This window comes from Bradyrhizobium sp. SZCCHNRI1029 (assembly GCF_032487555.1).
In the GTDB taxonomy this organism is placed as follows: Bacteria; Pseudomonadota; Alphaproteobacteria; order Rhizobiales; family Xanthobacteraceae; genus Bradyrhizobium.
The window spans coordinates 26593-38622 of record NZ_JAUEUK010000004.1 but is presented as its reverse complement, the minus strand read 5'-3'; the positions used below and the strand labels follow the sequence as shown (position 1 = coordinate 38622).

At 64.4% G+C, this 12030-nt stretch carries 13 protein-coding genes; all 13 read left to right on the top strand.

Annotated features, from left to right (window positions below):
- The first annotated feature begins 14 nt into the window (after positions 1-14).
- The 13 genes from QW861_RS12415 to QW861_RS12355 all read left to right on the top strand — a co-directional run bounded on the left by QW861_RS12415 (position 15) and on the right by QW861_RS12355 (position 11742).
- Entirely contained in the window at positions 15-626 is a 612-nt protein-coding gene (locus QW861_RS12415; RefSeq protein WP_315750372.1) for a TetR/AcrR family transcriptional regulator, read from the top strand.
- Positions 627-691: 65 nt separating this feature from the next.
- The gene (locus tag QW861_RS12410) at positions 692-1315 is read left to right on the top strand and encodes a flavin reductase family protein (RefSeq protein WP_315717346.1); all 624 of its coding nucleotides are present in this window, start codon (positions 692-694) and stop codon (positions 1313-1315) included.
- Positions 1316-1361: 46 nt separating this feature from the next.
- Positions 1362-1790: an acyl-CoA thioesterase gene (locus QW861_RS12405; RefSeq protein ID WP_315717345.1), complete on the top strand. Its 429-nt coding sequence runs from the start codon at positions 1362-1364 to the stop codon at positions 1788-1790.
- 373 nt (positions 1791-2163) lie between these two features.
- On the top strand, positions 2164-2436 hold the full coding sequence (locus QW861_RS12400; RefSeq protein WP_315750373.1) for a hypothetical protein: 273 nt from the start codon (positions 2164-2166) through the stop codon (positions 2434-2436).
- Between the two features lie 160 nt (positions 2437-2596).
- Positions 2597-2788 carry a hypothetical protein gene (locus QW861_RS12395; protein WP_315717343.1) on the top strand — a complete coding sequence of 64 codons (192 nt, stop codon included), beginning with the start codon at positions 2597-2599 and terminating at the stop codon, positions 2786-2788.
- Positions 2789-2932: 144 nt separating this feature from the next.
- Complete coding sequence (locus QW861_RS12390) at positions 2933-3766, top strand: DeoR/GlpR family DNA-binding transcription regulator (RefSeq protein WP_315750374.1); 834 nt, start codon at positions 2933-2935, stop codon at positions 3764-3766.
- A gap of 153 nt (positions 3767-3919) precedes the next feature.
- The gene (gene glpD / locus QW861_RS12385) at positions 3920-5473 is read left to right on the top strand and encodes a glycerol-3-phosphate dehydrogenase (protein WP_315750375.1); all 1554 of its coding nucleotides are present in this window, start codon (positions 3920-3922) and stop codon (positions 5471-5473) included.
- A complete protein-coding gene (locus QW861_RS12380; protein WP_315717340.1) occupies positions 5470-6552 on the top strand; it encodes an ABC transporter ATP-binding protein in 1083 nt (360 codons plus the stop codon). Before glpD ends, QW861_RS12380 begins: the two co-directional genes overlap by 4 nt.
- 12 nt (positions 6553-6564) lie before the next feature.
- Positions 6565-7647 carry an ABC transporter ATP-binding protein gene (locus tag QW861_RS12375; RefSeq protein ID WP_315717339.1) on the top strand — a complete coding sequence of 361 codons (1083 nt, stop codon included), beginning with the start codon at positions 6565-6567 and terminating at the stop codon, positions 7645-7647.
- Positions 7648-7650: 3 nt separating this feature from the next.
- On the top strand, positions 7651-8553 hold the full coding sequence (locus QW861_RS12370) for a sugar ABC transporter permease (RefSeq protein ID WP_315717338.1): 903 nt from the start codon (positions 7651-7653) through the stop codon (positions 8551-8553).
- Positions 8553-9359, top strand: coding sequence for a carbohydrate ABC transporter permease (locus tag QW861_RS12365; protein WP_316193101.1), 807 nt, complete (start codon positions 8553-8555; stop codon positions 9357-9359). Before QW861_RS12370 ends, QW861_RS12365 begins: the two co-directional genes overlap by 1 nt.
- 187 nt (positions 9360-9546) lie before the next feature.
- Positions 9547-9876, top strand: coding sequence for a DUF2160 domain-containing protein (locus QW861_RS12360; protein ID WP_315717336.1), 330 nt, complete (start codon positions 9547-9549; stop codon positions 9874-9876).
- A gap of 123 nt (positions 9877-9999) precedes the next feature.
- Entirely contained in the window at positions 10000-11742 is a 1743-nt protein-coding gene (locus QW861_RS12355) for an ABC transporter substrate-binding protein (protein WP_315717375.1), read from the top strand.
- The last annotated feature ends 288 nt before the right edge of the window (positions 11743-12030 follow it).

Here is a 12030-nt window from a genome sequence, read left to right as displayed (position 1 = left end):
ACAAGATCGCAGGCATGATGACCCTGGTTTCCGACCATATCGAATCCGATACGCACGAGCGCATTCTCGTCGTTGCTGAGCGCCTGTTTCGACAGATCGGCTACCAGAAGACGACCGTCGCCGACATCGCCAAGGAGCTCCGTATGAGCCCGGCGAATGTCTACCGGTTCTTCGACTCCAAGAAGGCGATCCACCGGGGGGTCGCCCACACGCTGATGGCCCAGGTCGAGGCGGCCGCCATCATGATTGCGGAGCGGCCCGGCCCGGCGGCGCCGCGGCTGCGCGAGCTGCTCGGCACGATCCATCGCATGAACACCGAGCGCTATGTCGGCGACAGCAAGCTGCACGAGATGGTCGCGGTGGCGATGGAGGAGAGCTGGGACGTCTGCGAGGCGCACATGCTGCTGATCACCGAAATCATCGGCCGGGTGATCGGGCAGGGCGCGGCGTCCGGCGAATTCGTGGTCACCGATCTGCCGCTGGCGGCAAAATGTGCGACGACCGCGATGATGCGCTTCTTCCATCCGCAGATGATCGCGCAATGCGCGACCAAGCCGGGCCCGACGATCGACGAGATGATCGATTTCGTGCTGTCAGGCCTTGGTTCCAGGCGCGCTGCAAGCTAAGTTCGCCGTCATTCGAGCGAAGCTTCGTCGCTTGCGCTCCCCGCAATGACGGAAGGGACGACGGCGTGACCGAACGGGATCTGCATTTCTACGAACCGAAGAACGGCCACGGCCTGCGCCACGATCCCTTCAACGCCATCGTCGCGCCGCGTCCGATCGGCTGGATCTCGTCGCGTGATCCGGACGGTCACGTCAACCTTGCGCCGTACAGCTTTTTCAACGCCTTCAACTACACGCCGCCGATCATCGGCTTCTCCTCGACGCAGTGGAAGGACTCGGTCGCCAACATCCAGGACACCGGCGAGTTCGTCTGGAACCTGGTGACGCGCGGCCTGGCGACGCAGATGAATGCGACCGCCGCGCATGTCGCGCGCGAGGTCGACGAGTTCAAGCTTGCGGGCGTGACGCCGGTAGCTTGCAAGTTCGTCAACGTGCCGCGCGTCGGCGAAAGCCCTGTCGCGTTCGAGTGCAAGGTGACGCAGATCATCCAGCTGCAGGGCGCCGACGGTGCCAAGGCGCAGGCCTGGCTGACGCTCGGCGAGGTGGTCGGCGTGCATATCGACAAGACGCTGATCAAGGATGGCGTCTACCAGACGGCGCTGGCGCATCCGATCGTCCGTGCCGGGCGTCGCGGCGACTATTTCGAGATCATGCAGGAGGCGATGTTCGAAATGGCGAGGCCGGACTGACGGACTTGCGCCTCTTGAACGCTGCTGCAATTGGAGACCACCCGACGTGACCGAAGCGACCGTCCATGCCGCGCTGTCCGCGCCGACCGAGCCCCGCGGCGATCTCTGCATCCGCACCCTGGCGATGCCGGCCGACACCAATGCCAATGGCGACATCTTCGGCGGCTGGCTGCTCAGCCAGATGGACGTCGGCGGCGGCGTGTACGCCGCCAAGGTCGCGAAGTCGCGCACGGTGACGGTCGCGATCGAGGCGATGAACTTCCGCAAGGCGGTGTATGTCGGCGATCTCGTTTCGGTCTATGCGCATCTCGTCCGCGTCGGCCGCACCTCGATGACGGTGCGTCTCGAAGCCTGGGTGCTGCGCCGGAAGGAGGAGCAGCCGATCCTCGTCACCGACGGCAACTTCACCTACGTGTCGATCGACGACGATGGCCGGCCGCAGCCGATCAGGCGCGACGGCTCCGTCACAGCCTGATCACATTCGCGGTCTGTCGGCGCAAGTAACCTCTGTTAATCCGCCGCATATGTCGCTCGCTCGGCATAAGGAACCGCGATCCGGCGATACGCGTTTGTTTGGGTCGGGCGGGACGGAGACGCGAAGGCCGAGCATGCGCGCTCGGCGTCTGCTGCGATCACTCTCGCGCGAGATGCGCCTTGTCCACAGGGCGAGCGTCTTTACGATAATTGCAAGTTCTGGTTGCTTGGCTGCGCGTTGCCGCGTCTCTGCCGTATTGCGTGCTTCGAGTGACACATTCGGACGAGCAGCGCTGACGGCAGTTCGTTTTCGATCCACAAGGCAAAAAATGCCAGCCGGAAAAAATTGCCGGCACAGAGGAAACGGCGGGGGCGTGTTGCGCGAACAGGGTGGGAGGAAGTCCATGTCGGACGTTGACGAGAAACTGACCTTGCAGGTCCTGAAGAAGCTGCAGCAGCGGCTTCTCCACGCCGAGCGCAGGATTTGCGTCTACGAGAATCAGCTCAGCGCGTTTCGTGAACATCACGTCGAGGTGTTGAGGGATCTGCGCACGATCTATCAGTTGCTTGGTCAGCATCAACACCGTCTCGGCGGAGCCGATGCGTCGCTGCGCAAGGTGACGCTCGTGCCGGATGATCCGCACTGATTCGGCAAGGGGGCACGGCGTGAGTGCGTGCAGCGCAGCCAACATAACATCCACACAATTTCCTGTTGGCATTCACATCGGAATAGCCGGTGGCTCCCTGCACGGAACATTCGTCATGGAGCTCGGTTATACGCCCCGGAATGAACGACGGGATTGCGCAATGTCCGACACCTACATCATCGAGGTCAGCTCCCAGGCGGCGGGGATCGTCGTCCGCGACCGCGGCGGCTTCCGCTTCTTCGCGGCGTCCCATCGCTTCAATGCCCTCGAGGGCCAGGTGTTTCGCAATGCCCGCGAAGCCGAACGCGCCGCGATTCGGCTCGTGACCGGCGAGCTGAGCGCAGCCGCCTGAGCAGACGGGCGCACGCGGTGGACGTCGGCCGGACCAGACCGCGCGCGACGTTTCAGGCGATTGCTGCGATGCGCCCAGTGCTTGCCGATTGACGCTTGACTCGATCAGCATCACCATGGTGCAGCTTGTCCCCGAAAGCTTGCCATGGCCGTCCTCTCTCAACGTCAGACCGACATCCTCAACATCGCGCGCGCCTCCGGCCGCGTCATGGTGGAGGATCTCGCGCGCCGCTTCGAAGTCTCGGCCCAGACCATCCGCAAGGACCTCAACGATCTGTGCGAGCAGCGCGCGCTGACGCGCATCCATGGCGGGGCCATCATCGCCTCCGGCGTCGAGAATCTCGCCTACGAGGCGCGGCGCTTCGTCGCTGCCGACGAGAAGAAGGCGATCGGTGCGGTCGCAGCCGCGCGGATTCCGAACGGCTCCTCGCTGTTCATCAATATCGGCACCACGACGGAGGAGGTGGCGAGCGCGCTGTCGTCGCACCAGGACCTGCTCGTCATCACCAACAATCTCAACGTCGCGATGCTGCTCTATCCGCATCCGCGCATCGAGGTGATCGTGGCCGGCGGCACGGTGCGGCGCTCAGACGGCGGCGTGATCGGATCGACCGCGACGCAGCTGATCGGCCAGTTCAAGGTCGACTATGCGATCATCGGCGCATCCGCGATCGACGAGGAGGGCGCGCTGCTCGACTTCGACTATCGCGAGGTCCAGGTGGCGCAGGCGATCATCGCCAATGCCCGCAGCGTGATGCTGGTGGCCGATTCCACCAAGCTCCACCGCAGCGCGCCGGTGCGCATCGCCCATCTCAGCCAGATCCAGACCTTCGTCACCGACCGGCCGCTGCCGGACGGACTGGCCAGCCTCTGCCATAGCCGCGGCATCGAGGTGGTCTCGGCGATGTCCGCCGACGAGGCCGACGACGCCGCGGAGGCAACCGAAACGGCGGGGTCCGCCGTGCTCCGCCGCGCCTGACTTTCCGCCACTCTCGCAGGCTCCTTGATCCCGGTTTGGGCAGGTTTTGCCCAACCGCGGCCCAACATGCGAATTTCGATTTGCTTTCACTTTCGTTTGTGTTTAACTCGAAACCGAAAGTGAAATCGCCGCAGTCAAGGCGATTGCCGGGGGATGCGTCTGTTGGAGCGGATCTACGACCTCGCCATTATCGGAGGCGGCGTGAACGGTTGCGGCATCGCGCGCGATGCGGCCGGACGCGGAAATTCCGTTTTCCTTTGTGAAATGAATGATCTGGCGAGCGGAACCTCGTCCTGGTCGACCAAGCTCGTGCATGGCGGCCTGCGCTATCTCGAATATTACGAGTTCCGGCTGGTCCGCGAGGCGCTGATCGAGCGCGAAGTCCTGTGGCAGATCGCGCCCCACATCATCCGTCCGCTGCGCTTCGTGCTGCCGCATCATTCGGGGCTGCGCCCGGCCTGGCTGCTGCGCCTCGGCCTGTTCCTCTATGACCATCTCGGCGGCCGCAAGCTGCTGCCGCCGACGCGGTCGGTGAACCTGCGCAGCGACGAGGTCGGCCGCCCCTTGATCCCCGGGCGCTACAGCAAGGGCTTCGAATATTCCGACTGCTTCGTCGACGATGCGCGTCTGGTCGTGCTGACCGCGCGGGATGCTGCCGATCGCGGCGCCGTCATCCGCACCCGCGCGCGCGCGACCGAGATCCGTCAGGATGGCGGCCATTGGCTGGTCACGACCGATAACACGCAGACCGGCGAGCGCGAGACCATCAAGGCGCGCGCGCTGGTCAATGCCGCCGGTCCCTGGGTCGAGCAGGTGCTGGCGACCGGCGCCGGCGTCAATGCCAAGGCCAAGGTGCGGCTGGTGCAGGGCTCGCACATCGTGGTGCGCAAGCTCTACGATCACGATCGCGCCTACATCTTCCAGAACGCCGACGGCCGTATCATCTTCGCCATTCCCTATCAGCAGGATTTCACGCTGATCGGCACCACCGATCGCGACTATCAGGGTGATCCGGCCAAGGTGAAGGCGACCGACGAGGAGATCGCCTATCTCTGCGCCGCGCTCGGGGAATATCTCGCCAAGCCGGTGACGCCGGCCGACGTTGTGTGGAGCTATTCCGGCGTGCGGCCGCTCTATGACGACGGCGCCTCCGAGGCCAAGGCGGCGACCCGCGACTACGTGTTCGAGCTCGATACGCCCGGCGGCTTGCCGCTGCTGTCGATCTATGGCGGCAAGATCACCACCTACCGGCGCCTGTCGGAAGAGGCGCTGGAGCGTCTCGCGCCCTATGTGAAAGGGGGCAAGGCGGAGGAGGGATGGACCGGCAAGGCGTCGCTGCCCGGCGGCGACATGAAGGTTTCGGCCGTCGGGCCGTTGATTGCGGATCTCCGCAAGACCTATCCGTTCCTGTCGGATGCACATGCGAAGCGGATCGCCCATGCCTATGGCACGCGGGCTGCGGCCATGCTCGCCGGTGCGACATCTTTGGCCGATCTCGGCCAGGATTTCGGTGGCACCTTGACGGAGCGTGAAGTCAGGTACCTGATGACGAACGAGTGGGCGTTGACGGCCGAGGACATCGTGTGGCGGCGATCGAAGCTGGGGTTGCGGATGTCGGCGGCTGAGATCGCCGCGCTCGATGCGTGGATCACAGCCAATCGCGAGCGCTCCGCCGTGCCGGCGCGTGAGGCGGGAGGGCGCGCATGAGCGTGACGCTCGATCACGTCTCCCGAATTGTCGACGGCGTGACCACCATTCGCGACGTCTCGCTGACGTTGCAGCGCGGTACGCTGAGCGTGCTGCTCGGGCCGACGCTGTCCGGCAAGACCTCGATCATGCGGCTGCTCGCCGGCCTCGACCGGCCGACCACGGGGCGGGTGCTGGTCGACGGCAAGGACGTCACCGGCGCCGACGTGCGGCAGCGCTCGGTCGCGATGGTCTATCAGCAGTTCATCAACTATCCCTCGCTCTCGGTCTATGAGAACATCGCTTCGCCGTTGCGCGTGCAAGGCAAGTCGCGCCAGGAGATCGAGAAGCGCGTGGCGGAAGCAGCCCGGCTGCTCCGGCTCGAGCCCTATCTGAAGCGTACGCCGCTGCAGCTCTCCGGCGGCCAGCAGCAGCGCACCGCGATCGCGCGCGCCCTGGTGAAGGGTGCGGACCTCGTGCTGCTGGACGAGCCGCTCGCCAATCTCGACTACAAGCTGCGCGAGGAGCTGCGCACCGAGCTGCCGCGCATCTTCGAGGCATCCGGCGCAATCTTCGTCTACGCCACCACCGAGCCGTCGGAGGCGCTGCTGCTCGGCGGCCGCACCATCTGCATGTGGGAAGGGCAGGCGCTGCAGGCCGGCGATACTGCGGCCGTGTATCGCCGACCCGACACCTTGCGTGTCGGCCAGGTGTTCTCGGACCCGCCGATGAATACGGTCGAGATCCAGAAGCGCGGCGAGAGCGTGGAGTACGCCGGCGGGGTCAAGGCGCCGGCGGTAGGCCTCTATGCTGATCTGCCCGATGGCGCCTATCGCGTGGGCTTCCGCCCGCATCAGCTCGGGCTTGGCAAAGGCGATGGCAGCCACGGCCGCCATGCCTTTCCTGCGATCGTCTCGGTCACCGAGATCACGGGATCGGAGAGCTTCGTGCATCTGACGCGCGACGGCATGAACTGGGTCTCCGTGCTGCACGGCGTCCATGAATACGAGCCCGGCGAGATCCTCGACGCGGTGCTCGATCCGTCCAATGTGTTCGTGTTCGACGCTGGCGACCGCCTGGTCGCCGCGCCGGCGATCTGAGGGAGATGCCGCATGGCCCGCATTGACCTCGTCGATCTCGCCCACGCCTACAACGGCAACAGCGGCGATATCGAGAGCTACGCGCTGAAGCCGGTGACGATGACCTGGCGCCAGGGCGGCGCCTATGCGCTGCTCGGCCCGTCCGGCTGCGGCAAGACCACGCTGCTCAACTTGATCTCCGGCATTCTGACGCCTTCGCACGGCAAGATCCTGTTCGACGGCACCGACATCACCAAAGCCTCGACCCGCGAGCGCAACATCGCGCAGGTGTTCCAGTTTCCGGTGATCTACGACACGATGACGGTCGGCGAGAACCTCGCCTTTCCGCTCAAGAACCGCGGCGTGCCGAAAGCGGAGATCGACAAGCGCGTCGCCGAGATCGCGCGGCTCTTGGACCTGACGCCGGACCTCCATCGCAAGGCGACGCGGCTCACCGCCGACGCCAAGCAGAAGATCTCGCTCGGCCGCGGCCTGGTGCGCTCCGACGTCGCCGCCGTGTTGTTCGACGAGCCGCTGACCGTGATCGATCCCGAGCTGAAATGGCAGCTGCGCTCCAAGCTGAAGGCGCTGCATCGCGAGCTCGACCTGACGATGATCTACGTCACCCACGACCAGACCGAGGCGCTGACCTTCGCCGACACCGTCGTCGTCATGCATGACGGCCGCGTGGTGCAGAGCGGCACGCCCGCGGAATTGTTCGACAAGCCGGCGCATACCTTCGTCGGCTACTTCATCGGCTCGCCCGGCATGAACATCCTCTCCGCCGAGGTGAAGGGACGCGAGGCCCGCATCGATGGCCACACCCTGACGCTGTCGCGCAGCTACGACGCGCTGCCGGCCGGCGCCAAGATCGAGATCGGCGTCCGCCCGGAATTCGTCGATGTCGCTCAACCCGGACCGGGCCTGCTCGACGCCAATATCGAACGCGTCGACGATCTCGGCCGCATCCGTTTCGCCCGCGTTCGCGTCGGCGACGTCAAGTTCGCCGCGCGCCTGCCGGCCGGCTTCTCGCCGCAGGGCTCGGCGATCGGGCTGAAGTTCGATCCAGCCTATGTCCACGTCTATGCCGACAGCCGTCTCGTCGAGGGAGCCTGAGTGATGGACAAGACCATCAACAACAAGGCCTGGTTCCTGGTGCTGCCGGTGTTCCTGCTGGTGGCGTTCTCCGCTGTCCTGCCGCTGATGACGGTGGTGAACTATTCGATGCAGGACACGTTCGGCAACAACCAGTTCTTCTGGAATGGCGTCGGCTGGTTCAAGGAGCTGCTCGATCCCTCGACCGATCTCGGCGGCCGCTTCCTCGCCTCGCTCGGGCGCAACCTGATCTTCTCGCTCGCGATCCTGGCCATCGAGGTTCCGCTCGGAATCGTCGTGGCGCTGTCGATGCCGCGGGGCGGATGGACCGTGGCGTTCTGCCTCGTCGTGCTGGCGCTGCCGCTGCTGATTCCGTGGAACGTGGTCGGCACGATCTGGCAGATCTTCGGCCGCTCCGACATCGGCCTGCTCGGCTACACGCTCAACGCCATCGGCCTGGACTACAATTACGTCTCGAACGACGCCGACGCCTGGTTCACGGTCATCTTGATGGACGTCTGGCACTGGACCAGCCTGGTAGCGCTGCTGTGCTATGCCGGCCTGAAGTCGATCCCCGACGCCTATTACCAGGCTGCGCAGATCGACGGCGCCTCGCGCTGGGCGGTGTTCACCGCGATCCAGCTGCCCAAGATGCATCGCGTGCTGCTGATCGCCGTGCTGCTGCGCTTCATGGACAGCTTCATGATCTACACCGAGCCGTTCGTCGTCACAGGCGGCGGGCCGGGCAATTCGACGACCTTCATCTCGATCGAGCTCGTCAAGATCGCGCTCGGCCAGTTCGATCTCGGCAAGGCGGCTGCCCTGTCGCTGGTCTACAATCTGATCATCCTGATCGTCTGCTGGGTGTTCTACACCATCATGACCAATGCCGGCGCCGAGCGGCGGCCGGTGAAAGGGGGCGCGTGATGAACACCATTCCGGGCCGTCGGATCATCATCTCGCTGTTCCTGGTCTTCCTGCTGTTGCCGATCTACTGGCTCGTCAACATGAGCTTCAAGACCAACAACGAGATCGTCACCACGATGAACTTGTGGCCGCATCAGCCGACGCTGGCCAACTACATGCGCATCTTCACCGACGAGAGCTGGTATTCCGGCTACATCAACTCGCTGAAATACGTGATCATCAACACGGTGATCTCGATTGCCGTGGCGCTGCCGGCGGCCTATGCATTCTCGCGGTACCGCTTCCTTGGCGACAAGCACCTGTTCTTCTGGCTGCTGTCGAACCGCATGGCGCCGGCTGCGGTCTACGCGCTGCCGTTCTTCAATCTGTATTCGGCGATCGGCCTGTTCGATACGCCCTGGGCGGTGGCGCTGGCGCATTGCATCTTCAATATCCCGCTCGCGGTCTGGATCCTCGAAGGCTTCGTGTCGTCGGTGCCGCGCGAGATCGACGAGACGGCGTTCCTCGACGGCTACTCGTTTCCGCGCTTCTTCGTGAAGATCCTGGTGCCGCTGATCGCGAGCGGCATCGGCGTCGCCGCCTTCTTCTGCTTCATGTTCTCCTGGGTCGAACTGCTGCTCGCGCGCACGCTGACCTCCGTCGACGCCAAGCCGATCTCGGCGGTGATGACGCGCACGGTCTCGGCGTCCGGCATGGATTGGGGTCTGCTCGCGGCTGCCGGCGTGCTCACGATCATCCCCGGCGCGCTCGTCATCTGGTTCGTCCGCAACTACATCGCGCGCGGCTTCGCGCTGGGACGGGTGTGATGACGCACGCTTGTTGCCACGGCCTCCGTTCCGCCTCCTCCGCTTGCGGGGGAGGCCGTATCGCATCGTCAGATGCGATACGGGTGGGGGCATCTCTCCTCTCGGGCGCTCCGACGCGCGGCGCCCCCACCCCAACCCTCCCCCGCAAGCGGGGGAGGGGGCCCATTACCGCCTGGAGCCGATAGCCATGAACAGCATCGCATGGATGGCATGGACCTTGCCGACCGCGATCTTCTTTGCTGCGCTCGCATGCACGCTCGGCGTCATGATCGTGCTCGCCGCGCGCTACCCGGAGGCCGAGCGGGTCGGCGTGCTGCGCATCCCGACCACGCGCGGCGACCGGCTGTTCATCTCGCTGATCTCGGCCGCCGTCATTCATCTCGTATGGATCGGTCTGGTCGGCACCGACACGATTGCGACCTTGCCGATCGGCGAGGAAGGGTTTGAGGTTTCGAGCCTGTGGCTCGCGACCGCAATTTCGCTTGCATCAGCCGTTGCGATCTTCCGCACCGTCTGACGCAGGTGAAAAGGGGCAGATCCGGGGACAACCCGGACCTGGATACGTCTGTCGCTCAAGGAGGAAAGCATGCGACACTTGAAACCTAGGAAGCATCACCTGACCAAGGCGAGCTATCTCGCGATGACCAGCGCTGCTGCGCTGTTCGCCGCCACTATGACGCTGTCCGTGCCGGCACGTGCGGACGACGCCACGATCCAGAAGTGGATCGACAGCGAATTCCAGCCTTCGACGCTGTCGAAGGAAGAGCAGAAGAAGGAGCTCGAGTGGTTCGCGAAGGCCGCCGAGCCCTTTAAGGGCATGGAGATCAACGTCGTCTCAGAGACCATCACGACTCACGAATACGAGTCGAAGACTCTCGCCAAGGCGTTCAGCGAAATCACCGGCATCAAGCTCAAGCACGACATCATCCAGGAAGGTGACGTCGTCGAGAAGCTGCAGACCCAGATGCAGTCCGGCAAGAACGTCTATGACGGCTGGATCAACGACTCCGACCTGATCGGCACCCACTTCCGCTACGGCCAGACGATCGCGCTGTCGGACTACATGAAGGGCGAGGGCAAGGACGTCACCGATCCGATGCTCGACGTCAACGACTTCATCGGCAAGTCGTTCACGACCGCTCCGGACGGCAAGCTCTACCAGCTGCCCGACCAGCAGTTCGCGAACCTGTATTGGTTCCGCTACGACTGGTTCACCAATCCGGACTACAAGGCCAAGTTCAAGGCCAAGTATGGCTACGACCTCGGCGTGCCCGTGAACTGGTCGGCCTATGAGGACATCGCCGAGTTCTTCACCAACGACATCAAGGAGATCAACGGCGTCAAGGTCTATGGCCACATGGACTATGGCAAGAAGGATCCCTCGCTCGGCTGGCGCTTCACCGACGCTTGGCTGTCGATGGCCGGCAACGGCGACAAGGGCATCCCGAACGGCCTGCCGGTCGACGAATGGGGCATCCGCATGGAAGGTTGCCGTCCGGTCGGCTCGTCGATCGAGCGCGGCGGTGACACCAACGGCCCGGCGGCCGTCTACTCGATCGCGAAGTATCTCGACTGGATGAAGAAGTATGCGCCGCCGCAGGCGCAGGGCATGACCTTCTCCGAGGCCGGTCCGGTCCCGGCGCAGGGCAACGTCGCTCAGCAGATCTTCTGGTACACCGCCTTCACCGCCGACATGGTGAAGCCCGGCCTGCCGGTCGTGAATGCGGACGGCACGCCGAAGTGGCGCATGGCCCCGTCGCCGCATGGCGCGTACTGGAAGGAGGGCATGAAGCTCGGCTACCAGGACGCCGGTTCTGCGACGCTCTTGAAGTCGACCCCGCCGGATCGCCGCAAGGCCGCCTGGCTGTACCTGCAGTTCATCGTCTCCAAGACGGTGTCGCTGAAGAAGAGCCATGTCGGCCTCACCTTCATCCGTGAATCCGACATCTGGGACAAGTCGTTCACCGAGCGTGCGCCGAAGCTCGGCGGCCTGATCGAGTTCTACCGCTCGCCCGCGCGCGTGCAGTGGACCCCGACCGGCAACAACGTGCCCGACTATCCGAAGCTGGCGCAGCTGTGGTGGCAGAACATCGGCGATGCGTCGTCCGGTGCGAAGACCCCGCAGCAGGCGATGGACGCGCTCGCGGCCGCTCAGGACTCCGTCCTCGAGCGTCTGGAGAAGTCCAAGGTCCAGGGCGAGTGCGGTCCGAAGCTGAACAAGAAGGAATCGGCCGAGTTCTGGTTCAACAAGTCGGCCAAGGACGGCAACATCGCTCCGCAGCGCAAGCTCGCGAACGAGAAGCCGAAGGGCGAGACGATCGACTACGACACCCTGATCAAGTCGTGGCCGGCCACCCCGCCGAAGCGCGCCGAGGCAAAGTGAGCCAACGCTCTGAAGTCATCGCCCGGCTCGACCGGGCGATCCCATCACGAAGGCCGGGAGCAATCCCGGCCTTTTCTTTTGGCCCAGAGGTGAGGGGCTTCCCGTTCCATTCGGGAATTATTCCCGTGTCGCCGGGGACAACTTCCACGCAGCAAGTGCCTTGAAGCCGGTGGGGACAGGCGGCACTCTTTGACGATCGGGCATGTCGCGATCTTCGCCGTGACTTTGCCCCAACGACACGAAACAACAAGGCCTCGACACGATCCGGCATGGCCTCATGCGATCCAC